24 protein-coding genes, 1 tRNA gene and 1 pseudogene are annotated in these 23,573 nt (G+C 63.3%); 15 read left to right on the top strand and 11 right to left on the bottom strand.

Annotated features, from left to right (window positions below; translation table 11 throughout):
* Positions 1 to 340 precede the first annotated feature (340 nt).
* On the top strand, positions 341 to 1,303 hold the full coding sequence (locus AC04SI_RS20240; protein WP_488474783.1) for a phosphatase PAP2 family protein: 963 nt from the start codon (positions 341 to 343) through the stop codon (positions 1,301 to 1,303).
* 164 nt (positions 1,304 to 1,467) lie between these two features.
* On the opposite strand, the gene AC04SI_RS20245 is transcribed toward AC04SI_RS20240, so the two are convergent.
* A tRNA-Leu gene (locus AC04SI_RS20245) sits at positions 1,468 to 1,552 on the bottom strand.
* Between the two features lie 268 nt (positions 1,553 to 1,820).
* Here AC04SI_RS20245 and AC04SI_RS20250 point away from each other — a divergent pair.
* Positions 1,821 to 2,408, top strand: coding sequence for a YqaA family protein (locus AC04SI_RS20250; protein WP_404283808.1), 588 nt, complete (start codon positions 1,821 to 1,823; stop codon positions 2,406 to 2,408).
* 128 nt (positions 2,409 to 2,536) lie between these two features.
* The gene (locus AC04SI_RS20255) at positions 2,537 to 3,055 is read left to right on the top strand and encodes a disulfide bond formation protein B (protein ID WP_404283806.1); all 519 of its coding nucleotides are present in this window, start codon (positions 2,537 to 2,539) and stop codon (positions 3,053 to 3,055) included.
* Between the two features lie 215 nt (positions 3,056 to 3,270).
* Here the strand turns inward: AC04SI_RS20255 and AC04SI_RS20260 are convergent, their stop codons facing one another.
* Complete coding sequence (locus tag AC04SI_RS20260) at positions 3,271 to 3,828, bottom strand: HNH endonuclease (RefSeq protein WP_006199900.1); 558 nt, start codon at positions 3,826 to 3,828, stop codon at positions 3,271 to 3,273.
* Positions 3,829 to 3,956: 128 nt separating this feature from the next.
* On the bottom strand, positions 3,957 to 4,598 hold the full coding sequence (locus AC04SI_RS20265) for a DNA-3-methyladenine glycosylase family protein (RefSeq protein WP_404283805.1): 642 nt from the start codon (positions 4,596 to 4,598) through the stop codon (positions 3,957 to 3,959).
* Between the two features lie 74 nt (positions 4,599 to 4,672).
* Here AC04SI_RS20265 and gluQRS point away from each other — a divergent pair, with 74 nt between their 5' ends.
* Positions 4,673 to 5,551: a tRNA glutamyl-Q(34) synthetase GluQRS gene (gene gluQRS / locus AC04SI_RS20270; RefSeq protein ID WP_404283804.1), complete on the top strand. Its 879-nt coding sequence runs from the start codon at positions 4,673 to 4,675 to the stop codon at positions 5,549 to 5,551.
* 12 nt (positions 5,552 to 5,563) lie between these two features.
* Here gluQRS and AC04SI_RS20275 read toward each other — a convergent pair whose 3' ends face one another.
* Positions 5,564 to 5,851, bottom strand: coding sequence for a hypothetical protein (locus tag AC04SI_RS20275; protein WP_404283802.1), 288 nt, complete (start codon positions 5,849 to 5,851; stop codon positions 5,564 to 5,566).
* A 198-nt stretch (positions 5,852 to 6,049) separates the two neighbouring features.
* On the opposite strand from AC04SI_RS20275, the gene AC04SI_RS20280 reads away from it, so the two are divergent.
* Complete coding sequence (locus AC04SI_RS20280) at positions 6,050 to 6,952, top strand: DMT family transporter (RefSeq protein ID WP_404283800.1); 903 nt, start codon at positions 6,050 to 6,052, stop codon at positions 6,950 to 6,952.
* On the opposite strand, the gene AC04SI_RS20285 is transcribed toward AC04SI_RS20280, so the two are convergent.
* The gene (locus AC04SI_RS20285) at positions 6,922 to 7,773 is read right to left on the bottom strand and encodes a YihY/virulence factor BrkB family protein (protein WP_192182506.1); all 852 of its coding nucleotides are present in this window, start codon (positions 7,771 to 7,773) and stop codon (positions 6,922 to 6,924) included. The two genes, AC04SI_RS20280 and AC04SI_RS20285, sit on opposite strands and share 31 nt — an antisense overlap.
* Positions 7,774 to 7,830: 57 nt before the next feature.
* Between AC04SI_RS20285 and AC04SI_RS20290 the strand changes: the two genes are divergently transcribed.
* From AC04SI_RS20290 to AC04SI_RS20320, 7 genes are all read left to right on the top strand, one after another.
* A complete protein-coding gene (locus AC04SI_RS20290) occupies positions 7,831 to 8,697 on the top strand; it encodes an SDR family oxidoreductase (protein ID WP_404283798.1) in 867 nt (288 codons plus the stop codon).
* A gap of 24 nt (positions 8,698 to 8,721) precedes the next feature.
* Positions 8,722 to 8,913 carry a twin transmembrane helix small protein gene (locus AC04SI_RS20295; protein ID WP_006199891.1) on the top strand — a complete coding sequence of 64 codons (192 nt, stop codon included), beginning with the start codon at positions 8,722 to 8,724 and terminating at the stop codon, positions 8,911 to 8,913.
* Between the two features lie 18 nt (positions 8,914 to 8,931).
* Complete coding sequence (locus AC04SI_RS20300; RefSeq protein ID WP_404283797.1) at positions 8,932 to 9,513, top strand: cob(I)yrinic acid a,c-diamide adenosyltransferase; 582 nt, start codon at positions 8,932 to 8,934, stop codon at positions 9,511 to 9,513.
* Between the two features lie 34 nt (positions 9,514 to 9,547).
* Positions 9,548 to 10,351 (top strand): rhomboid family intramembrane serine protease, encoded by an 804-nt coding sequence (locus tag AC04SI_RS20305; protein ID WP_404283796.1) that lies wholly within the window; start codon positions 9,548 to 9,550, stop codon positions 10,349 to 10,351.
* 172 nt (positions 10,352 to 10,523) lie between these two features.
* A complete protein-coding gene (locus AC04SI_RS20310) occupies positions 10,524 to 11,273 on the top strand; it encodes an electron transfer flavoprotein subunit beta/FixA family protein (protein WP_192182502.1) in 750 nt (249 codons plus the stop codon).
* Between the two features lie 23 nt (positions 11,274 to 11,296).
* Positions 11,297 to 12,226, top strand: a complete 930-nt coding sequence (locus tag AC04SI_RS20315) for an electron transfer flavoprotein subunit alpha/FixB family protein (RefSeq protein ID WP_404283794.1) — start codon at positions 11,297 to 11,299, stop codon at positions 12,224 to 12,226.
* Between the two features lie 120 nt (positions 12,227 to 12,346).
* Positions 12,347 to 13,225, top strand: coding sequence for a 3-hydroxybutyryl-CoA dehydrogenase (locus AC04SI_RS20320; protein ID WP_404283792.1), 879 nt, complete (start codon positions 12,347 to 12,349; stop codon positions 13,223 to 13,225).
* 47 nt (positions 13,226 to 13,272) lie between these two features.
* Here AC04SI_RS20320 and AC04SI_RS20325 read toward each other — a convergent pair whose 3' ends face one another.
* The 3 genes from AC04SI_RS20325 to AC04SI_RS20335 all read right to left on the bottom strand — a co-directional run bounded on the left by AC04SI_RS20325 (position 13,273) and on the right by AC04SI_RS20335 (position 16,620).
* Positions 13,273 to 15,246 carry a PAS domain S-box protein gene (locus tag AC04SI_RS20325; protein WP_404283816.1) on the bottom strand — a complete coding sequence of 658 codons (1,974 nt, stop codon included), beginning with the start codon at positions 15,244 to 15,246 and terminating at the stop codon, positions 13,273 to 13,275.
* Between the two features lie 197 nt (positions 15,247 to 15,443).
* The gene (locus AC04SI_RS20330; protein WP_404283791.1) at positions 15,444 to 16,082 is read right to left on the bottom strand and encodes an NrsF family protein; all 639 of its coding nucleotides are present in this window, start codon (positions 16,080 to 16,082) and stop codon (positions 15,444 to 15,446) included.
* Between the two features lies 1 nt (position 16,083).
* On the bottom strand, positions 16,084 to 16,620 hold the full coding sequence (locus AC04SI_RS20335) for a sigma-70 family RNA polymerase sigma factor (protein WP_120016336.1): 537 nt from the start codon (positions 16,618 to 16,620) through the stop codon (positions 16,084 to 16,086).
* 204 nt (positions 16,621 to 16,824) lie between these two features.
* Between AC04SI_RS20335 and AC04SI_RS20340 the strand changes: the two genes are divergently transcribed.
* The 3 genes from AC04SI_RS20340 (at position 16,825) to AC04SI_RS20350 (ending at position 20,673) form a co-directional block, all read left to right on the top strand.
* Positions 16,825 to 17,832 (top strand): iron ABC transporter substrate-binding protein, encoded by a 1,008-nt coding sequence (locus AC04SI_RS20340; RefSeq protein ID WP_488474784.1) that lies wholly within the window; start codon positions 16,825 to 16,827, stop codon positions 17,830 to 17,832.
* 175 nt (positions 17,833 to 18,007) lie between these two features.
* Positions 18,008 to 19,594 (top strand): ABC transporter permease, encoded by a 1,587-nt coding sequence (locus AC04SI_RS20345; protein WP_488474785.1) that lies wholly within the window; start codon positions 18,008 to 18,010, stop codon positions 19,592 to 19,594.
* The gene (locus AC04SI_RS20350; RefSeq protein WP_404283785.1) at positions 19,591 to 20,673 is read left to right on the top strand and encodes an ABC transporter ATP-binding protein; all 1,083 of its coding nucleotides are present in this window, start codon (positions 19,591 to 19,593) and stop codon (positions 20,671 to 20,673) included. The genes AC04SI_RS20345 and AC04SI_RS20350 overlap by 4 nt, the downstream gene beginning before the upstream one ends.
* Positions 20,674 to 20,727: 54 nt before the next feature.
* Here AC04SI_RS20350 and AC04SI_RS20355 read toward each other — a convergent pair.
* The 3 genes and pseudogenes from AC04SI_RS20355 to ugpA all read right to left on the bottom strand — a co-directional run bounded on the left by AC04SI_RS20355 (position 20,728) and on the right by ugpA (position 23,538).
* A pseudogene (locus tag AC04SI_RS20355) lies at positions 20,728 to 21,788 on the bottom strand (sn-glycerol-3-phosphate import ATP-binding protein UgpC).
* 7 nt (positions 21,789 to 21,795) lie between these two features.
* Entirely contained in the window at positions 21,796 to 22,644 is an 849-nt protein-coding gene (gene ugpE / locus AC04SI_RS20360; RefSeq protein WP_404283782.1) for a sn-glycerol-3-phosphate ABC transporter permease UgpE, read from the bottom strand.
* 9 nt (positions 22,645 to 22,653) lie between these two features.
* Positions 22,654 to 23,538 (bottom strand): sn-glycerol-3-phosphate ABC transporter permease UgpA, encoded by an 885-nt coding sequence (ugpA, locus tag AC04SI_RS20365; protein ID WP_404283814.1) that lies wholly within the window; start codon positions 23,536 to 23,538, stop codon positions 22,654 to 22,656.
* Positions 23,539 to 23,573 lie beyond the last annotated feature (35 nt).

Consider the following 23,573-nt stretch of genomic DNA (forward strand, 5'->3'; position numbering starts at 1 on the left):
AACGCCCGACAGCGGCGTTCGATATGTGGTCGGTGCCTTGCAAGCCGCCATGCCCCCTTTCACGCTCTCCAGCGGTCTTTCATGAGCGCGTAAAGTCTGTCCGCTTTGGGCCGTAAGCAGATCGCCGGCAGGCCGAGTTTCTGGAGCTCCGGATGCTGCCATGGCGACAGCGATCCCGCTTATCAATATCAGACCTGCCTACAATATATATGTATATATTAGGTATACCTAATTTAGTGTCGATTTATATTATCAATCACTACTTCAAACAACATCCACGTCATGATTCTGTATTTGTTAAGACTCACAAAATATCAAGATCATACAGGGTGGGGTAAGTATGTCCGATATTTCTAAAGCAAGGTATGGTCTCGCCGGTTTAACCGTTGCCGCCTATGCGACCGTGTTTTGGCTCGCCTCGATTGTGGGCCTGGGCATGAAAAACGTCGGCAGTATCCCGGCGGCATTTCTTATAGTTGCCGCGGCGCTGGCTTCTTCCCGCCTCTTGGTTGCACGGCCCAGGCTTCTCGCGGCATTCGAAAATGCTCTTTATGGATTGCTTCTGAGCGCCCCGATCGTGATTGCTGTCTATCTCGCTGCACGACTAAACATGCCGTGGGCTGACGACCAGCTTCAAAAGATGGATCAGGCGCTTGGCGTCGATTGGCTAGCGCTGGTTACATTCGTCGACGACAGACAATTTCTCTCGTACGCCCTGAACGTCGCCTACGGTAGCTTCCCATACCAGCTTCTGGCGCTGCCGTTGATCCTGGCTTCGGCTGGGCAAGTCCTGCGCTCATATCAGATGACCCTCATCTGGGCGGTCATCTGCTTCATTTCATGCGTTGTCTCGATCTGGTACCCCGCTCTTGGAACCTACAGTATCTACAATGTCGATCCTAGCGACCTCGAAAATCTGCAAGGGGCATGGGGCACCGTGTTCCTGCGGCAATTGAACGCCGTCCGGGACCAAGCGGATTTCGTTCTCGATTTGACAAAGGCCCAAGGGATCATGACCTTCCCCTCGGTCCATGCCGCCATCGCGGTTCTTAGTGCATGGGCGGCGTGGGGCGTGAAATGGCTCCGCTACCCCATCTGTCTCCTCCACGTGCTGATGGCAACTTCCGCGGCCATCGTTGCCAACCACTATGTCGTGGATGTCATCGCCGGCATTGGTGTTGCGGGGTTCAGCATTTCGGCGGTGCAATTCTGCTTTGTCCCGGGCTCTTCAAAAGCTCACTCGCCTGCATGGCGCGATTTTACCGAAAACAGTCCTATCCAGAGTAGTTGTGCTGGAAACTAAGGGCGACCAATTGGACAACCTGATACCCCTACCATCGTGATGAACGGCAATCCTATCAGGGCGAAAGGGAACCTAACCGCGCATTCTAAGGTTGATTTGCGGGTGGATGCAAATTCACTCCGTTCTTATATCTTATTGGAAAACAAGCGCTTTTTCTAGAAAATTGGTGCCCCTAGCCGGGATCGAACCAGCACTCCTTGCGGAACTCGATTTTGAGTCGAGCGCGTCTACCAATTCCGCCATAGGGGCTCAGGCCGGGCGGCCTGGATGGGCGCGGACTATACGGTTGGAGGCCTGTTCGTCAACTGGCCAATTCTCGACCCGCGACCAAACCTCACCTTTCTGTTTCGCGAAGCTTCAGCCATTGTGCAGCGCGGAAAATCTTTCTAGACAGACGGCGCGTTGAAGCGCCTGGCGTCCAGGAAATGGATGCGGCGTGCTTCTGGTCTTTGTTTTCATGCATGTCGTTTTCCCAAAACCGCTGCGCACTTTTGGACGACATGCATTAGGAGAGCCGATGCTTCGCGGACTTTACGACTGGACCTTGTCGCTGGCGGCGCGGAAATCCGCCGAATGGTGGCTGGCCTTCATCGCTTTCGTCGAAAGCTCGGTGTTTCTGGTGCCGGCCGACGTGCTCTATCTGCCGATGGCATTGTCGCGGCCCGACCGCGCCTACCGCTATGCGCTGATCGCCACCGTCGCATCGGTTCTAGGCGGCATCGCCGGCTGGTTCATTGGCCACTATGCCTATGAAGCGGTAGCCAAACCCATTCTCGAATTCTACGGCAAGTACGATGAGTTCGAGGCGCTGCGCACTTCGTCCGGTATCGGCTTCATCATCCTGATGCTGGTCACCTCTGGCGCCGCCCATCTGCCGCCGATCAAGGTGGTGACGATTCTCTCCGGCGTCATCGGCGTCAATCTGCTGTTGTTCATCGCGCTGGCGATCGTCGCGCGCGGCGCTCGCTTCCTGCTGCTGGCCTGGCTGTTGCGCCGCTATGGCGAAACGATCCGCGAGTTCATCGAAAAGCGTCTCGGCCTGATCGCCAGCGCCGCCGCCGCCGCCCTGATTTTGCTCTATATCGCGGTCAGATACGCTCACTAGAGCAATTCCAGGAAAAGTGTGAAACGGTTTTCCGTCCGGAATTGCGTCAAAACAAACAGATAGAGCGGTTCGGCGTTGCCGTGAAACGATGCAACGCTCTAGGCGACGAAGCAGACGGACCATCATCGATGACAGCGACCATGAATGCCGATACCGGACGCCAGCGCACGCGGGCCGCACTTTTCCTTGCCGTCGTCATGGCTGCCACCGTCGGCTCGGCGCTCGCCTTCCAGTACATAGGCGGCTACATCCCCTGCCATCTCTGCCTGGAGCAGCGCACGCCCTATTACATCGGCGCACCGCTGATGCTGCTGGCGGCGCTTGCCTCGGTGCTGGGCGCGCCCGCCTGGGTAACGCGCGGGCTGCTCGCCATCGGCGGACTGTTGATGCTCTACGGCCTCTATCTCGGCGTCTATCACTCCGGCGTCGAATGGGCATGGTGGCAAGGCCCGGCCGATTGTACCGCCGGTGCCGGCCCGGTCGACACCGGCGGCAAGGGCGTGCTCGACGCGCTCGACAAATTCGTGCCGCCGTCCTGCGACAAGGCGGCCCTCCGCATCCTCGGCCTGTCGCTGGCCGGCTGGAACGCCATCGCCAGCTTCATCCTGGCCGCCGTCGCCTTCCGCAGCGCCTTCGCGCGGGATTGATCTGCCCCGACGCAGAGTTCGTCCAGAAATTCGGCAGGCTGAGTCGGATGGCGCGGCTTTCGAGAACCGGAGCGGAGCGGACATTCAAGTCCGTGAGCACCGGCCTACGCCGACCGTAGCCTTAACTGCAACTGCCACGAACGCCCATAAGCGCTTCGGCCGGCGAAGGCCGGAAGCCGCGTCAGGCGGCCAGCATGGCGGATTTGTGCCGAACTCTATGGTTCGAGTTCGACATCCCAGTACAGATAATCCATCCAGCTTTCATGCAGATGGTTGGGCGGGAACAGGCGGCCGTTGTTGTGCAGATCGTGCACCGTCGGCTGAAAGGGTTTCTGCAGCGGCCACATCTTGGCATGCGCCGGCATCATGCCGCCCTTCCTGAGATTGCAGGGAGAGCAGGCGGCGACGACATTCTCCCACGTCGTCGCCCCGCCGCGATGGCGCGGGATGACATGATCGAAGGTCAGGTCCTCCGGCGTGCCGCAATACTGGCACTGGAAACGATCGCGCAGGAAGACGTTGAAGCGGGTGAAGGCCGGATGCCTCGATGGCTTCACATAGGCCTTCAGGCTGACGACGCTGGGCAGCTTCATCGAGAAGGTCGGCGACGACACGGCGTGCTCGTACTCGGCGACGATGTTCACCCTGTCGAGGAACACCGCCTTGATGGCGTCTTGCCATGACCAGAGCGACAGCGGGTAATAGCTGAGCGGACGGTAGTCCGCATTCAGCACCAGCGCTGGAAGCCCATCCGGAGATACGGCAATCGTCACGCGTTGACCTCCTTGTCTCGCGAACCGATCGGCCGGGATACTGTAAGCCCGACATGACAGGGATGTGAAGCGGATTGTCGCTCGCCAGAAACGTCAAAAACGCCTGATTTTCAGGCTTTTTTGTGGATTCACGCGGGGGGTGCAGCGTCCCTCCCCTTCAATTCGCGGTAATAGGCCCAGAAAAGTCGCGACGCGACACCTCGCCACGGGCTCCATGATTCGGCGAGCCGGATAAGCGTTTTCTCCGGCGGACGCGGGTCGATGCCGAGCGCGTGGCCGACGGCGCTCTGCAGCGCAACGTCACGCGCGGGGAAGATGTCGGGGTGGCCGGCGGCGAACAGCAGATACACTTCCGCCGTCCACGGGCCGATGCCCGACACCGCCGTCATCGCCGCGATCGCCGCGGGGGCGTCGAGCAAACAGAGATGGTTGAGGTCAAGCCCATCGGCCACGGCTGTTGCCACGGCAATCAGGCCGCGCTGCTTCGGCCGCGACAGCCCGGCCTCGCGAAAGACGTCTTCGCCGGCGGCAAGGATCGCCTGCGGCGTCAGCGGATCGAGCAGCGTCGTCAGCCGCCCGAAAATCGCATCGGCGCTCGCGCGGGACACTTGCTGCGAGACGATGATCGAGGCAAGGCTCCTGAACCCCGGCTCCGAAAGCCTGAGCGGCACCTCGCCGGCCATGCCGCGCACCTTTTCAAGCCGCGGGTCGATGCGGCAGAGCGCGTCGAGCCCTTGCGCGATGTCGTCGAGATTGGCGATGCGTTGCATGTTCCCTTCCGCCTGGGCCGGGCGCAAGGTAGCAATCGGCGAAAGCGCCTGACAACCGACAAGCCGCCTGAGAGATGACGCTGCTGACATTCCGCTTTGCGCCGAGCCCGAACGGGCAATTGCATCTCGGCCACGCCTATTCGGCGCTGCTCAACCAGAGACTGGCGGCTGCGGCCGGCGGGCGCCTGCTGCTGCGCATCGAGGACATCGACATCACGCGCTGCACGCCGGAATTCGAAGCCGGCGTCCTTCACGACCTGAAATGGCTCGGGCTCGACTGGGAGGAACCGGTGCGCCGCCAGTCCGAGCATTTTGCGCAATACCGGACGGTGCTCGACCGGCTGATTGCCGAAGAGCTTGTCTATCCGGCCTTCATGAGCAGAAGTGAGATCCGCGCCTTCATCGCCGGCAGCGAAAAACGCGGCCGCGACTGGCCGCGCGACCCCGACGGCGTGCCGCTCTATCCCCCAGTGGACAAGGCAGTGCCGGTGAGGGAACGCCAGCGGCGGATCGCCGAGAACATGCCCTTTGCCTGGCGGCTGGATATGGACACGGCGATGGCGCGCGCCTCGGGTGATCTGTCATGGACCGAATTCACCGACGAGACGCTTTCCGGCACCAGACAGGTCGAAGCCCGGCCGCAGGACTGGGGTGACGTGATCTTGGCGCGCCGCGACATCCCGACCAGCTATCACCTGGCCGTCGTCGTCGACGACGCCCTGCAAGGCATCAGCCATGTCGTGCGCGGCCAGGATCTGTTTTCAGCGACCGGCGTGCAACGCCTGCTTCAGGACATGCTTGGCCTGCCGCAGCCGGGATACTTCCATCATCGCCTGATCCCCGGCCCGGACGGGCGCAAGCTGTCGAAGAGTTTTGGCGATACCGGCCTTGCCGCGCTCAGGCAGGCGGGCGTCTCGCCGGAAGACGTCAGGCAGCTCGTCGGCATCACCTGAACTGCAGAAACATCACCAGCGCGCCAGACCGGCCTTGATCAGTGCCATCGCGCTGATGAAGGTAAAGGCGCCCCCCAGGCCCCAGGCGATCGCGAGCTTGAGATCCCGCAGGCTGATGCCATGCTCGTTGGCGACCATCACCGCGACGAAGAAGCCGAGCGTGAACAGCAGCGTGTTGCCGGTCGAACCGAAGCCATCATCCTTCATGATGGCGTCGAGTGCGGTGCCGAAGAAGAAGCCGAAGACGGCCACCGTCGCGACCGTCATCAGCAGCCAGCTGGCGTCGAGGTGCAAAAGCATGCCTACCCATGGCGACCGAGCCGCCATGCCCCTGGGATCAATCGGTTGACCGATTGTCCCGATGCCGTTGTTGAATTCGAATGAGCTTATGGATCAATCGTTTCATTTTGCTTGCACGATTGAACGGCATTAGAGCAATCGCCGTAGTCAGTTCTTCATCGAATACGTCTCCACCCGGTTCACGAACGGCCCCCGAAAATGCACAGCATCAAGCGGTTCATCCCCGCCTCCTTCGTCGTCCTGTGGGCGACCGGCTTCATCGGTGCGCGCTATGCCATGCCCTGGGCCGAACCGTTCACCTTCCTGGCCGTGCGCTTCGTTCTCGCCGCCATCCTGCTGGGCGGCTTGACGGTCGTGCTCGGCTCCAAAGGAGCCACCCGGGCGGAAGCGCTGCATGCGATGGGCGCCGGCGTGCTGATGCACGGCGTCTATCTCGGCGCCGTGTTTTGGGCGATCCACAGAGGCATGCCGGCCGGCTTCTCTGCCCTGATCGTAGGTCTGCAGCCGCTGGTCACGGCAGTGCTTGCCGGCCGGTTTCTCGGCGAAGCGATCCTGCCGCGCCATTGGGCGGGTCTCGCCGTCGGCCTTGCCGGCGTCGTCATAGTGCTGTGGCCGAAGCTCGGAGCGCTCGGCGGCGGCGTAACGGCAGCGACGCTGACCGCCTCGCTCATCTCGGTGCTTGGCATGAGCGCCGGCACGATCTGGCAGAAGCGCTTCGCCTCCGGTGGCGACCTGGTGGCGGCGACGATGTGGCAATATGTCGGCGGCGCCGCGCTGATGGCGCTCGCCTCGTTCGCCTTCGAGACTCGCACCGTCACCATTAATGGCGAGCTGATCTTCGCCATGGCTTGGCTGGTGCTGGTGCTGTCGATCGGCGCCATCTTCCTTCTGATGGTGATGATCCGCGACGGCGAGATGTCGAAGGTCGCTTCGCTGTTCTACCTCGTCCCGGCCGTCACCGCGGTCATCGCCTGGGCGCTGTTCGGTGAACAGCTCAATCTTGTGCAGATAATCGGCATGGCGATCGCCACGCTGGGCGTCGGGCTCGCCACCGCCCAGCCAACCAGGAATCAACCAACGCGGGCGCGCGCCTCGAGATAGCGGCTGATCGCGGCGTTGAGCTCGCCGCCGAGGATGAAGATCGCCGAGAGCATATAGAGGAAGACCACCGCGATCATGATCGAGGCGAGGCCGGCATAGGTCGTCACATAAGACGAGAAATGATCGAGATAGGTGGCGAAGATGGTCGAGCCGGCAAGCCAGGCGACCAGTGTGAAGATGATGCCGGGCACGATCGAAAGGAAGCGGCGCTTGCCCGCCGGCAGCCAGAAATGAACCGCGAACAGCCCGCCAACAATGACGGTCGAGGCGATGACGTAACGCCATAGCGTGATCGTGCCCATATAGGGCTTGATCCCTTCGATATGTGCTTCGGCAAGCCGCGCCAGCAGCGGCGCGAACACCAGGAGCACGCTGATCACCAGGAAGCACGCCGTGGCGATCAGCACGAAGATGATGCTCTGCACCCGGCGATAGATGATGCCGCGTGTCTCTGACACGCGATAGGCCCGGTTGAGCGAGGTGCGCAGCGCCTCGATCCCGTTCGAGGCAAAATAGGCGGCAAGCAGCACGCCGTAGGTCAACAAGTCGGTGCGGCGGACGGTGAGCACGTTGAGCACCTCGCGCGCGATCGGCTTGGCGATTTGTTCGGGCCAGGTGTCGAAGACCAGGTGCACGGCGGTGTCGGAAAAGGCCTGCGCGCCGAGAAAGCTCGCCAGGGTCGTGGCGAAGATCAGGAACGGGAACAGCGCCATCAGCGATGTGATCGCCAGATGGCTGGCCATCGCCCAGCCGTCGTCGGTGTTGAAATGACCGATCGCGTCATAGAGCACGCGGCGCAGGACGACGATTTTCCGCAACAAGTCCCGCGTTCCCTTCGATTGTCTCGACGCCGCGAATATGGGAAGGGAATGCGGCAAATGGCAACCCTTGGTCAAACCGCTAATCCCGCCGCGAGAGAATTGCGCACCATCATCGTCACCGGTGCGTCTTCCGGAATAGGCGCCTATTGCGCCCGGACGCTCAAGGCGGAAGGCTGGCGGGTGTTCGCGACGGCGCGCAAGCCCGCCGACATCGCCGCGCTCGAGGCCGACGGCATCGAGACCTTCTATCTCGACTATCGCGAGCCCGGCTCCATCGAAGCGCTGGTCGCCTCGGTGCTGGAACGCACCGGCGGGCGGCTCGACGCGCTGTTCAACAACGGCGCCTATGCCCAGCCGGGCGCAGTCGAGGATCTGCCGGTCGCGGCGTTGAGAGAACAGTTCGAGGCCAATCTCTTCGGCTGGCATGACCTTACCCGCCGCATCGTACCGGTGATGCGCAGCCAAGGCCATGGCCGCATCGTGCACTGCTCCTCGATCCTCGGGCTGACGCCAGTGCGTTTTCGCGGCGCCTATTCCGCCTCCAAGCATGCGCTGGAAGGGCTGATGCTCTGCCTGCACCAGGAACTCGCGGGCAGCGGCATACACGTCTCGCTCATCGAGCCGGGACCAGTGACCTCGAAGATCGCCAGCAATGCGTTGTTCTGGTTCCTCAAGAATATAGACCACGAGAACTCGGTTCACCGTGCCGACTATCAGGCGCAACTGGCACGGCTCAGGGCCGGTGGCAGCATCTCCAAGCTGAAACCCGGTCCGGAGCTGGTCCATACGGCCTTGCGCCATGCGCTTCTGTCGCGGCGCCCGCGACCGCACTATGTGGTAACAGTGCCGGCCAGAATCGGCGTGATCCTCAAACGCATACTGCCGGCATCGATGCTCTACCGCTTGCTTGCCAAACGCGCCTGAATGCAATCGAACTGGGAACAGACTATGGCAACCGTCTTCAACGTCCTCGCCGTCCTCGTTATGGTCGCCGTGGTGATCGTGCTGGTCCGCGGCCTCATCAACATGATGCGTGGCGGCGACGGCATGACCTCGAACAAGCTGATGCAGGCACGCGTGCTCTTGCAGTTCGTGGCCTTGGTGCTGATCCTGCTGGCGGTGTATTTCACCCGCAAGTGAGCATTCCGGAGGTAGAGCGTGGTCAAGCTCAACAAGATCTACACCCGCACCGGTGACGACGGCACCACCGGCCTTGGCACGGGCGAGCGGCGGCTGAAGTCCGACCTGCGCGTCGACGCCTACGGCACGGTCGACGAAGCCAATGCCTGCATCGGCATGGCCCGCATCCACACCGCTGCCACCCATCCGGCGATCGACGCGATGCTGTCTCGCATCCAGAACGACCTTTTCGACCTCGGCGCCGATCTCTCTGTGCCGGACGATGGCAAGCCGCTCGAATACGAGCCGCTGCGTATCATCGCTTCGCAGACCGACCGTGTCGAAAAGGATATCGACCTTCTCAACAAGGACCTGCAGCCGCTCAAATCCTTCGTCCTGAACGGCGGCACGCCGGCGGCCGCCACCCTTCACCTCGCCCGCACGGTGGCGCGGCGGGCCGAGCGCATCATGGTGGCGCTGGCGCAGGATCCGCGCGAGCACGTCAGCCGCGAGGCGATCAAGTACATCAATCGCGTTTCGGACTTTCTGTTCGTCGCCGCCCGCGCGGTCAATGACAACGGAAACGCCGACGTGTTATGGGTGCCCGGCAAGAACCGCTGAATCGGCCGAAGCGGAAGGGGCAAGTTCAAACCTCATGTTCATCCCGCTCTACGATACCAACAGGCTGCGGCACATCCGGCTGCAATATGTGACGATCGGCCTGATCGCGGTTAACGCGTTGGTCTTTCTCATCACCTCGATCGGCGGCGAAAACTTCAGGAACGCTGCCGTGCTCGGCCTCGGCTTCATCCCCTCCGTCGTCCACGACAGGGTCGAGCTGTCGCCCGAATTCGTCGTCATCCCCGAGAGCCTGAGCTACCTCACCTATTCCTTCCTGCATGCCGACATCTTCCACCTCGGCGGCAACATGCTGTTCCTGTGGGTGTTCGGCGACAATGTCGAGGACGCGCTCGGCCATATCCGGTACCTTATCTTCTACCTGCTTTGCGCCGCTGCCGGCGCCTTCTTCCAGGGCCTGGTGGCGTGGGATTCGCAGGTGCCGCTGATCGGAGCGTCCGGCGCCATCGCCGGCGTCGTTGCCGCCTATCTGATCCTCTATCCCCGGGTGAAGGTGTGGGTTCTCGCCTTCGCCCGCATCCCGCTGCGCATCCCGGCTTTCATCCCGCTCATCCTGTGGATCGTCTTCCAGATCGTGATGTTCGCCGCCGGCGGCGAGGACCAGGTTTCCTGGGCCTGCCATATTGGCGGCATCATCGCCGGCGCCGTGCTGGTGCTTGTCCTGCGCCGCCGCGGCGTGCCGCTGCTTGCCGGCGCCGACGGTGAGCCTGCGGCGGAAGCCAATCAAGCGCATGTTGCTGCCGAGCAGGTCGCCAGCGATCTGCCTGCAGCCCAGCAGGCGCCGCAATGGGGCCGTGGCGGCGCTTCCAGTCCGAACTGAACCGATTTGACTGCGTCACGCATATTGACGCGCCGGGTTGTCGCAACTACGGAAGCGCCACCATTAGGCGTTTGAAGAGCAGAATTCCGTCCGGAATGTCGGCTTTCGACAACTCAGAAAGGGCGCGCGCTGCTATAGCGCGCCCAAATATTCTTGAAAGAGGTGACAGGAAATGAAGATCCTTGTGCCCGTGAAGCGGGTTGTGGATGCGAACGTCAAGGTGCGCGTCAAGGCTGACGGTTCGGCGGTTGAGCTTGCCAACGTCAAGATGGCGATGAACCCGTTTGACGAGATTGCGGTCGAAGAGGCGATCCGGCTGAAGGAAGCCGGCAAGGCCGAAGAGATCATCGTCGTCTCGATCGGCCCGCAGCAGGCGCAGGAAACCTTGCGCACCGCGCTCGCCATGGGCGCGGACCGCGCCATCCTGGTCAAGACCGACGAGCAGACCGAGCCGCTCGGCGTCGCCAAGGTGCTGAAGGGCGTGGTCGAAGCGGAACAGCCCGGCCTGGTGATCCTCGGCAAGCAGGCAATCGACGACGATTCCAACCAGACCGGCCAGATGCTGGCGGCGCTGCTCGGCTGGGCGCAGGGCACTTTTGCTTCCAAGGTCGTTGTCGAGGGCGACAAGGCCAAGGTGACGCGCGAAGTCGACGGCGGCCTGCAGACGGTGGAACTGAAGATGCCGGCGATCGTGACGGCCGACCTCCGCCTCAACCAGCCGCGCTATGCCTCGCTGCCCAACATCATGAAGGCCAAGAAGAAGCCGCTCGACGAGAAATCGCCAGCCGACTATGGCGCCGACGTCAAGCCGCGGCTCAAGGTGCTCAAGACCGAGGAGCCGGGCGGCCGCAAGGCAGGCGTCAAGGTCAAGAGCGTCGCCGAACTGGTCGACAAGCTCAAGAACGAAGCCGGCGTGCTGTAAGCGGTCAGGAAAGGAACAAGAACATGGCAATTCTCCTCATCGCCGAACACGACAACGCAACCCTTTCCGACCAGACCGCCAAGGCGCTGTCGGCAGCCCTGCAGATCGGTTCGGACGTGCATGTGCTGGTGGCCGGCAAGGGCGCCAAGGGCGCCGCCGACGCCGCTGCCAAGCTCAAGGGCGTGACCAAGGTACTGCTGGCCGAGGCCGACGAACTGGCCGAGCGCCTCGCCGAGCCAATGGCGGCGCTGGTTGTTTCGCTGGCCGGGTCCTACGACACGATCGTCGCCCCGGCGACCTCGTCGGGCAAGAATGTCGCGCCGCGCGTGGCGGCCCTGCTCGATGTCGCGCAGGTCTCCGAGATCATCGAGATCGTGTCACCCGACACCTTCAAGCGGCCGATCTATGCCGGCAATGCCATCCAGACCGTGCAATCGACCGACGCCAAGAAGGTCATCACGGTGCGCACCGCCTCCTTCCAGGCAGCGCCCGAGGGTGGCTCGGCCGCGGTCGAGACCGTCAAGGCCGCCGCCAATCCCGGCCTGTCCTCCTTTGTCGAGAACAAGCTCTCCGAGACCGACCGTCCGGAGCTGACCTCGGCCAAGATCATCATCTCGGGCGGCCGCGCGCTGGGCTCCTCGGAAAAGTTCCAGGAAGTCATCCTGCCGGTCGCCGACAAGCTCGGCGCGGCGGTCGGCGCTTCGCGCGCGGCAGTCGACGCCGGCTATGCACCAAACGACTGGCAGGTCGGCCAGACCGGCAAGGTGGTGGCCCCTGACCTCTACATCGCCGTCGGCATCTCCGGCGCCATCCAGCACCTCGCCGGCATGAAGGATTCCAAGGTCATCGTCGCCATCAACAAGGACGAAGAGGCGCCAATATTCCAGGTTGCCGACTACGGCCTCGTCGGCGATCTCTTCGTCATTCTGCCGGAACTGCAAAAGGCGCTTTGACGCTATCTGCCGAACCGTATTAAATTGTGTAGGGTGGGGTAGACGAAGCTGCCCCGCCCTTTTAGTTTGCACCGCACAAAAAGCAGGCCGCAAAGGCCTTTCTTCGACGGGATCGGTGTAATGAGCAAGATCGAGACGATCGGCATCATCGGCGCGGGCCAGATGGGCGGCGGTATCGCCCATGTCTCCGCGCTTTCCGGCTACAAGGTGCTGATCTACGACATCTCGCCCGAGCGCATCGAGAAGGGCATCGCCACCGTCAGCGGCAACATGGCCCGTCAGGTCGGCTCGGGCAAGCTCGAGGAAAAGCTGCGCAACGAAGCGATGGCGCGCATTTCCGCCGCGCCCGCCATGGCCGATCTTGCCGGCGCCGATCTGGTGATCGAGGCAGCGACCGAGGACGAGACGGTCAAGCGCAAGATCTACGCCCAGCTCTGCCCGCAGCTCAATCCCGAGGCGATCCTGGCGACCAACACCTCGTCGATCTCGATCACCCGGCTTGCCGCGCAGACCGACCGTCCCGAGCGCTTCATCGGCATACATTTCATGAACCCGGTGCCGGTGATGAAGCTGGTCGAGCTGGTGCGCGGCATCGCCACCGAAGACCAGACCTTCGAGGCGGCCAAGGCCTATGTGAAGCAGCTCGACAAGACGATCACAGTCTCGGAGGATTTTCCGGCCTTCATCGTCAACCGCATCCTGCTGCCGATGATCAACGAGGCGATCTACACGCTCTACGAGGGCGTCGGCTCGGTCGACGCCATCGACACCGCCATGAAGCTCGGCGCCAACCACCCGATGGGGCCGCTGCAGCTTGCCGATTTCATCGGCCTGGACACCTGCCTGTCGATCATGCAGGTGCTGCATGACGGCCTGTCGGATTCGAAATACCGCCCCTGCCCGCTGCTGGTGAAATATGTCGAAGCCGGCTGGCTAGGCCGCAAGACCGGGCGTGGCTTCTACGACTATCGCGGCGAGCATCCGGTTCCGACGCGCTAGAATCCGAAGACTTCGGCGCGGCAGCTCACAGACTTAGCAAGCGTCCTTCAGGAGGCTGCGGCAAGCGGCTTGGGCGACGCTGTCTCGTCGGCTTTGATGTCCTCGTCCGCCGTTGAGACGCAGCCCCTTCCGGCGGCCTTGGCCGCGTAGCAGGCGGCGTCGGCCCGTGCGATGATCTCATCCACTTCGCCACAGCCGGCGCGGATCGGAGCCAGGCCGATGCTGGCGCCGATAGAATGCGCCCGTCCGTCCCAAGTGAAATTCAGGCTGCGGATCGCATCGATGATGGATCGTGCCGCAATCATGCCGCTGGCGGCCGAGCCCGACCTCAGGATGACGGCGAACTCGTCGCCTCCGAGGCGGGCGACGATGTCTTCAGGTCCAAGCACGCCACGGATCGCCTCGGCGACCCGCTTCAACAGGGCATCGCCCGCGGCATGGCCGCCGGTGTCGTTGACCAGCTTGAAGTGGTCGAGGTCGACAAACATGAACTGATGCTCCCCGATCGACCCTGTCGTATCGCCGGCCGAGTTCGTCGTGCCGCCGACCGGCCCCGTCGTGTCGGCCACGTCGGCCTTGCCGCTCCGATCGACCAGTTCCTCCATCGTGCGGATGAAGCTCGAACGGTTGGCGAGACCGGTGAGCGCGTCATGGGCGGCGGCATAGGCGAGTTGGCGCTGCAGGGCGCGCGCATCGGTAAAATCCTGGAAGACGATGACCAGTCCGCAGAATTCAGCTCGCTCGTTCATGATCGGCGACACGACCTGACGGATGCTGCAGCGCGTGTCGTCGCGGCGGACCAGCACGGCGCGACTGTTCTGCTCGGCGGGACCTGTGCCGCCGGTCGAAGCCCGTGCCACGCCGATCCTCTGCCCGGTCTCTTCGTCTACCGCCCAGTAGACATGACCGAGCGTCTTGCCGAGCGCCTCGCCGCTGGTGACGCCGGTCAGCTTTTCGGCCACCGGATTCATGAAGGTGACGCGGTTTTCGGCATCCGTGCAGATCACGGCATCGCCGATCGACTGCAGGGTGACGCGCAGCCGTTCCTTCTCGTCGGCCAGCATCGCCGCCGAGACGATGAGGCGCGCTTCGGCCTCCTTGCGCTGAGTGATGTCGGTCAGACTGCCGATGGCCCTGATCAGCCGCCCGACGGCGTCACGCTCGATGGCCTTGCCGCGGTCGAGGATCCAGACCCAGTGCCCGTCCTTGTGGCGCATCCTGAACTCGGCTTCGAAAAACGGCGTCTCGCCGGCGAGGTGGGCGCGGTCGGCCTCGGCGACGAGCTCGCGGTCGTCGGGATGGATCATCGTCAGCCAACGGTCGGGGTCGCCGTCCAGTTCGCCATCTGCATAGCCGAGCATCTTCACCCAGGTACCGGAGTAGGTCGTGCCGCCCTTGCGCATGTCGAGATCCCAGACGCCCTGACCAGCGCTGGCCAGCGCAAAGTTCCAGCGCGTTTCGGCTTCCGCGATGCGGGCCTCGGACTGCTTGCGGGCGTCGATGTCCTCAATCTGTGAAACCAGGTAGAGCGGACGGCCGCTGTCTTCGTCGCGGATGACCGAGCCGGCAAGCTGCGCCCAAACCGGCGTCCCGTCCTTCCGCAGGTACCGCTTCTCGAAGTGGAAGGCGTCGATCTTGCCCTCCTTCAGGCTGATCATCGTGTCCCTGCCGATCTGCAGGTCGTCGGGATGCGTGATCTGGAAGAAGGTCAGCGCCTCGATCTCCTCGCGGCTATAGCCAAGCATGGTGGCGAAAGCCGGATTGGTCTGCAGGATGCGGCCGTCGAGGCCGACGATGGCGACGCCGATCGCCGAATCCTCCATGGCGCGGCGGAACCGCTGTTCGCTCTCGCCGATCTGCCGGCGGTCCTCGACGATCTGGCGAACGAACAGGGCGGTGAGGAAAAGCGACGCCGCGATCATGGCGACCGCTATCTGCAGGCAGAGTTTCAGGGCCTCGGCGCCGAGCTCCAGGCGCGACAGCAGGATCGACGCAAGGACGGCGACAAGGCCGACCACCATCAAAACCAGCGCAGCATGTCTGTCGGCCCGCAGGCCTTTCCAAGTCCACGTCACAATGCGGATCCACCCCGTTGCGCAATTGCACGTTGCTGCAACCCTGGCGGATCGATTTTAAGGAAAGGTTGCGCTGGCGGTCCCGGCGACGATGCTAACCGGCAAACAATTGCCGGCATGATTAAGGATCGGTGTGCGTTCCCCTACCAGCGCACGAAAAGCCGCCCGCCCAGGGCTCCCAGCGCCGTAAGGATGATGATCGCGACCGTGTACCAGGTGGCGACAAAGAGCGGCGAATCGTCGACGCAGTGCGCGGCATACAAGGTCGCCGCCAGCCCACCGGCGAGCAGGCCCGCAACCGCGCCGGCAAGCACCGGCCGCGTCGGCGCGCCGTAGCGCAGCATCCACAGGAAAATCGCCAGCGGGCCAATGCCGATCAGCGGGATGAAGCCCATGCAGAGCATCATGTTGGAGCCGACCAGCCGCGTGCCCCATTGCGTCTCAGGCACCGCGAAGAGTTCCAGAACCACAGCCACGAGGACGAGCAGCGGCGCTGCGGCCATCCAGGCTGCTGCTTTTCCCGCCGACGCGCCGGGCGTCGACAAAGCGTGGATCAGCGCGAAGGCGGTGCCGGCAAGCACGATGGTGAAGACGAACTTCGACAGGAAGCGCATCGTGTGCATGGCGATCATGATGTCGGAACGTGGACCGATGGTGAACCAGAAAACCACCGCCGCGATCACCGCCGCAACCGCGGTGGCCATCCACCAGGCCGAGCGCAGCGGCATCGCCTTGCTGCGGGCGTCGGCGTCCAATGCCTTGATGAGATCCTCGGTCCTCATGTCATTCCCGCCCGAAACGCCTGGCAATGGCGGCAAGGCCGCGATGCAGCGACACCCGCACCGCCGTCTCCGTGATACCGAATTTCGCCGCCGTCTCGCCGATCGAACGGCCCTCGACCGACACCGCCGAGACCACCGAGCGCTGCGCCGGCGGCAGGCTGTCCAGCACCCGGTTGATGTCGCGCTCGCTGACGGTCTCGGTCTCAGGCTCGGCGAAGGTTTCGGCGATTTCGTCGATCTCGATCTCGACACGCCGTCCGCGCCGACGGAAGGCATCGATCAGCTTGAAGCGCGCTATGGCATAGACCCATGGCAGCACCGGCGCATCGTCGCGCCAGGTATGCCGTTTCACATGAATGGCCAGCAAGGTTTCCTGCACGACATCCTCGGGGTCGACCCCGCCCTGTACGATCTTGCGCCGGGCAAAGCCGCGAACGAGAGCAGCCGTCCGGTGCAGAAAGTCGGCGTAGGCCCTTTCATCTCCGGCGATTGCGGCCTTGAGCAGCCGGGAAAGCTCGGCCTCATCCTTGCCGGTCACAAGAGTTCACTCCCCCGATGTTCGCGTCTCGGCGCTGTTTTGTTACGTGGCCGGCGAAATAATGTCCAAGCCAAACTGCCGGAGAATCACGAAAGTTTGCGCCCCGGCTGCCGATTGAACCAGCTCACCAATGTTGACTCGGACAATCAGGTATTGGTAGGTGCAGCCGTGCCAAGACCAGCCAACAAGATCGAGGACGAAGCCATGAGATACGCCCTTTCCGCCCTCGCCGGCGCCACCGCGCTGGCGATCAGCCTGATCGCCGCCCCAGCCACGGCCGAGGATGCCGGCATCGTCGTCTACAACGCCCAGCATGAGAGCCTGGCCAAGGAATGGGCCGAGGGCTTCACCAAGGAGACCGGCATCAAGGTCACGCTGCGCAATGGCGGCGACAGCGATTTCTCCAACCAGATCGTCGCCGAAGGCGCTGCCTCGCCGGCCGACGTGTTCCTGACCGAAAACTCGCCGGCCATGGCCCTGGTCGAGGCCGCCGGCCTGTTCGCGCCGGTCGATGCCGACACGCTGGCGCAGGTTCCGCAGGAATACCAGCCGACCACCGGCAAATGGGTCGGCGTTGCCGCGCGCAGCACCGTCTTTGCCTACGACAAGACCAAGCTGAAGGAAGACCAGCTGCCCAAGTCGCTGCTTGAGCTCGCCGATCCGAGCTGGAAGGGCCGCTGGGCCGCCTCCCCCTCCGGCGCCGATTTCCAGGCCATCGTCAGCGCTCTGCTGCAGCTGAAGGGCGAGGCCGCGACGGCCGACTGGCTGAAGGCGATGAAGACGAACTTCACCGCCTACAAGGGCAACAGCACGGTGATGAAAGCGGTCAATGCCGGCGAGATCCAAGGCGGCGTCATCTACCATTATTATTATTTCGGCGATCAGGCCAAGACCGGCGAGAACAGCAAGAACGTCGCCATGCACTATTTCAAGAACCAGGATCCGGGCGCTTTCGTCTCGATCTCTGGCGGCGGCGTGCTGGCCTCGAGCAAGCACCAGAAGGAAGCTCAGGCCTTCCTGAAGTGGGTGACCGGCAAGGGTGGCCAGGAGGTGCTGAAGAACGGCACGTCCTTTGAATATGCGGTCGGCAAAGGCGCCGATTCCAATGCGAAACTGGTGCCGCTCACCGATCTGCAGGCGCCGAAGGTCGATCCGGCGACGCTGAACTCGAAGAAGGTCACCGACCTGATGACGGCAGCCGGCTTGCTTTAGTTCGCGTTCGTCCTAAAAGGGCAACCGACTGCGCTCCCGCGGGATACGCTCTCCGCGGGAGCGCTCTGTTTTCGAGGTGGCATTCGTCGATGACGACAAGCTGCGTTTCCGGCCGCATTCGGCGTGCCTTCGATGACCTCCGCCAGCAGGCGGAAGCAGCGCGGCGTCCGGCCTGATGCAGTCTGCAGTCGATCTTTCGCGTCCGGGCCTGCCGGCCGGCTTCAAGACCGGACACGGAACGCGCCGTCGGTCCCTCTCCTGGATCCTGCTCGCGGCCACCCTTGTCTCGCTGCTTGCATTGCTGCCGCTTGCCTTCATCGTATGGGTGGCGGTGCAGACCGGCTGGGAAACCGCATCGGCGCTGGTCTTTCGTCCACGCGTCGGCGAGCTTCTGGTCAACACCGTCCTTCTGGTGGCGGTGTCGGTTCCGATTTCGATCGTGCTTTCGGTGACGCTGGCCTGGCTGACCGAACGCAGCGACCTGCCCGGGGCTCGCCTATGGGCTTGGCTGTCGGTTGCCCCGCTCGCCATCCCCGCCTTCGTCCACTCCTATGCCTGGATCAGCCTGGTGCCGGGGCTGCACGGCCTGTGGGCCGGGGTGCTGGTTTCGGTCCTTGCCTATTTCCCGTTCCTCTATCTGCCGATTGCGGCAGCGCTGCGTCGTCTCGACCCCGCGCTTGAGGATGCCGCGGCCGCCCTCGGCCTCGGCCCGTGGCGGGTCTTTGCCCGCGTCGTGCTGCCGCAGCTGAGGCTCGCCATTTGCGGCGGTTCGCTGCTGGTCGGCCTGCATTTGCTTGCCGAATACGGCCTCTATGTCTTCATCCGCTTCGACACCTTCACCACGGCGATTGTCGACCAGTTCCAGTCGACCTTCAATGGACCGGCGGCCAACATGCTGGCCGCGGTGCTGGTCACGTGCTGCTTCGTGCTGCTCGCGCTGGAAGTGCTGGTGCGCGGTGAGGAGCGCTATGCCCGCGTCGGCTCTGGTGCGGCGCGCCAGCAGCAGCGCACGAGGCTCGGCCGCGCCACGCTTGCCTGCCTGACGCTGCCCGCCGTCACCGCGCTGCTTTCGCTCGGCGTGCCTTTCGTCACCATCGGCCGCTGGCTGATCGCCGGCGGCGCCGATGTCTGGCGCCTCGACGAGATCGGCCTTGCACTCGGCCAGACCCTGTTCCTGGCGATTGGCGGCGCGCTGCTCGCTACGATCGCCGCCATGCCGATGGCATGGATTTCGATCCGCGCGCCGGGTCCGCTGCAGCGGCTTCTCGAAGGCTGCAACTACATCGTCGGCTCCCTGCCCGGCGTCGTCATTGCGCTGGCGCTGGTCACCATCACCGTGCGCATCGCCATGCCGCTCTACCAGACCCTGTTCACCATTCTTTTCGCCTATGCGCTGATGTTCCTGCCACGCGCTTTGATCAGCCTCAGGGCATCGATCGCGCAGGCGCCGATCGAACTCGAACGCGCTGCCTCGAGCCTCGGCCGGCCGCCACTCAAGGCGCTGTGGTCGACGACGATCCGCCTGTCGGCACCGGGGGCTGCGGCGGGCATGGCACTGGTGGCGCTCGGCATCACCAACGAGCTGACCGCCACCCAGATGCTGGCGCCCAACGGCACCCGCACGCTGGCGATGGCGTTCTGGTCCTATAGCGGCGAGATCGACTATGCCTCGGCCGCACCTTACGCCTTCATCATGGTGGCGATGTCGCTGCCTTTGACCTGGCTGCTTTACGTCCAGTCGAAAAGGATGGCTGGACGATGAGCTTTCTCGAACTCAGCGGCGTGCAAAAACACTACGGCCCGGTGGCCGCACTTGCCGGCGTCGACCTCAGTGTCATGCGCGGCAGCCGCACGGCGATCGTCGGACCGTCCGGCTGCGGCAAGACGACCTTGCTCAGGCTGATCGCTGGTTTCGAGGCGCCCGACCAGGGCCGCATCGTGCTCGACGGCGAGGTGCTGGCCAATGGCGGCGCCGCCGTTCCGGCGTATCGCCGCGGCATCGGCGTGGTGGCGCAGGACGGCGCCCTGTTCCCGCATCTGACCATCGCCGACAATATCGGCTTCGGCATGGCGCGCGGCGCCGACAAGCGCACCGAGCACATCGTCGAGCTCGCCTATATCGTCGGGCTGGACAAGGCGATCCTCAAACGCCGCCCGCACGAGCTCTCCGGCGGCCAACAGCAGCGTGTGGCGCTGGCCCGCGCCATGGCGATGAAGCCCCGGCTGATGCTGCTCGACGAGCCGTTCTCGGCCCTCGACACCGGCCTGCGCGCCTCGATGCGGAAGGCGGTGGCCGAGCTTCTGGAAGCCGCGGGGATCACCACGATCCTGGTCACCCACGATCAGGCCGAGGCGCTGTCCTTCGCCAGCCAGGTCGCTGTCATGCGCGACGGCCTGTTCTCGCAGGTCGGCACGCCGCGAGAGCTCTATTTCCAGCCGAAAGACAGGATGATCGCCGAGTTCCTTGGCGACGCCATCATCCTGCCGGCGAGGATAGCGGACGGCTTCGCCACCTCGCCGCTCGGCCGTATTGCCGTCGACACGGCAGACAGGCGCGATGTCGCCCGCATCATGCTGCGGCCGGAGCAGGTGATGCTGAAAAGGACGTCGCGAGAAGGCATGTCGGGCACGCCGGAAATGCTGTTCGGCGAAGTGACGGAATCCGAATTCGCCGGTTCCATATGCACCATCGCCGTGCGGCTCCTGAACAGCCCCGATCCGCCGGACGCTGCCGCAATCGGCAACACGCCGCTCATCCTGCGCAAGCCCGGCATGGACGCGCCGGCCCTTGGCGAGATCGTCCGGCTGACGGTTTCAGGCAAGGCGCATGTATTTGCCTGAACGGCTGTTGGCCATTCGTTGTAGGGTGGTGCTGGTTAGAGCGAGAGGCTGTCCTCAATCGACCCGCTTCCCCGCACTGTCGAACCAATGCAGCTTTTCGGTCTTGGCCACGACTCGCAACTGGTCGCCGGGCTTGGCAGTTGCACGGCCGGCAACACGCACGACGATACGGTTGCCGCCTGCCGCGCAGTGAAGGAAGCTCTCGGCTCCCACCGGTTCGACCGCCTCGACCATTGCCGGCAGGATGAACGCGCCGGACGGTGCCTCGGCGCCGAAGGTGACGTCGGCATCCTCAGGGCGGAAGCCAAGCGTGGCAGCGTTCGCAGGGGCAAAGCCAATCGTCTTGCCGTCAGTCAGCGCCAGACCAGCCGGCCCTTGCGATAGGGGCAGAAGATTCATCGGCGGTGCGCCGATGAAGGAGGCGACGAAGGTCGAGGCCGGCTTCTCGTAGATGTCGAGTGGCGCGCCCGTCTGCTCGACCAATCCGGCGTTCATCACGACGAGGATATCGGCCAGCGTCATCGCCTCCAACTGGCGTGGGTGACGTAGACCGAGGTGACACCGAGCGAACGTTGCAAATTCTTGATTTCGACCCGCATCTGGCCGCGCAGTTTGGCGTCAAGGTTGGAGAGCGGCTCGTCGAACAGGAAGACTTTCGGATTGCGCACGATGGCACGCCCCATGGCGACGCGCTGGCGCTGGCCGCCGGAAAGCTCGCGCGGGCGCCGGTCTAGCAGCGCCGAGAGTTCGAGCACCCTGGCAGTCGAGCGGACCCTGCTGTCGATCTCGTCCTTCGGCGTGCCGCGGTTACGCAACCCGTAGGCCATGTTGTCATAGACCTTCATATGCGGGTAGAGCGCATAGTTCTGGAACACCATGGCAATGTCGCGCTCGGTCGGGCCGATGGTGTTGACGATCTTGCCGTCGATGGCGACCGTACCGGAAGAAATGGTTTCCAGCCCGGCAATCATCCGCAGCAGCGTGGACTTGCCGCAGCCGGATGGGCCAACCAGCACGCAAAGCTCCTTGTCGGGAATGGCTATGGAGACGCCCTTCACCGCTTCGACGCCGCTGGGATAGACCTTCTTCACATCCTTCAGAGCAACGGTCGCCATCGGCTTCTCACTTTTCGGAATCGACCAGTCCGCGCACGAACCAGCGTTGCATCAGCACCACGATCAGGATCGGCGGCAAGATGGCCAGCATCGCGCTGACCATGACCAGATGCCATTGGGTGTCGGCATCGGCGAAGGAAACCATCTTCCTCAGGGCGATGACGATGGTGTTCATGTCGTTGCTGTTGGTGACGAGCAGCGGCCAAAGATACTGCGTCCAGCCATAGATGAAGAGAATGACGAACAGCGCAGCGATGTTGGTGCGCGACAGCGGCAACAGGATGTCGAAAAAGAAGCGCCATGGCCCGGCGCCATCGACACGCGCCGCTTCCACCAGCTCGCCCGGGATGGTCATGAAGAACTGGCGGAACAACAGCGTTGCGGTGGCAGAGGCGATCAGCGGGATGATCAGGCCGGCATAGGTGTCGATCATGCCGAGATCGACCATTACCTTGTAGGTCGGCAGGATGCGCACCTCGACGGGAAGCATCAGGGTGATGAAGATCAGCCAGAAGAAGACCATGCGCAGCGGAAAACGGAAGAACACGATCGCATAGGCCGACAGGATCGAGATGAAAATCTTCCCTGCAGCGATGCCGAGCGCCATGATCGTGGTATTGAGCAGCAATCGGCCGACACTGACCCCACCGATGCGGCCGACACCGCCGAACAGTGCCTCGCTGTAATTGTTCCAGAACTGGTCGCCGGGCAAGAGCGGCAATGGCGGCTTGAGGATCGTTTGCAGCGTCTGTGTGGAGGCGACGAAGGTGTAGTAGATCGGGAAGGCGACGATCAGTATGCCAAGGATGAGCACGGCATGGGCGATGAAGGTGCGGAGCGGGGACTGGCCGATCATCGCTCGCCCTCAGCCGTAGTGGACTTTGCGTTCCACATAGCGGAACTGGATGGCCGTGAGCGAGATGACAATGACCATCAGGATGACCGACTGCGCCGCCGAGTCGCCGAGGATCAGGTTGACGAAGCCGTCATTGTAGACCTTGTAGACCAGCGTCTCGGTCGTCTTTCCCGGCCCGCCGCCGGTGACGGCATGGACGATGCCGAAGGTGTCGAACAGGGCATAGACGGTGTTGACGACCAGCAGGAAAAAGGTCGTCGGCGCAAGCAGCGGGAAGATGATGGTCCAGAAGCGCTTGGTCTCTCCGGCGCCGTCCATGGCCGCCGCCTCGATCAGCGTCTTTGGCACCGCTTGCAGCCCAGCGACGAAGAACAGGAAATTGTAGCTGATCTGCTTCCAGGCAGCCGCAGACACCAGCAGGATCATGGCGTGGTCACCGTTGAGCAACGGGTCCCAGTCGATGCCGAGACCTCTCAAGGCGTAGGCCAGCGAACCAATCGATGGGTTGAACAGGAACAGCCACAACATGCCGGCAATCGCCGGCGCCACCGCATACGGCCAGATCATCAGCGTACGATAGAGGCCTTTGCCGCGCACCACCCTCTCGGCCATGACGGCAAGCAGCAGTGCCACCCCCATGGCGACGATCGCGGTCGCCAGCGAAAACACCACCGTGACCTTGATCGAATTGAGGTAGGCCGGTTCGGCCAGTACCTTCCGGAAATTGGCAAGCCCGACGAACTTGCTCTTCAGCCCGAACGGGTCTTCTCTGAGCATCGACTGGTAGAGCGCCTGACCAGTTGGCCAGTAGAAAAAGATCAGCGTAATGGCGAGTTGCGGCGCCACCAGCAGGTAAGGCAGGGTCTTGTTGGGAAAGACGACGCGCGGAGACAGGGGGATTTCCCTCGCTATTCAGGAAGTCGTCCACG

The organism is Mesorhizobium sp. CNPSo 4689, assembly GCF_057784325.1.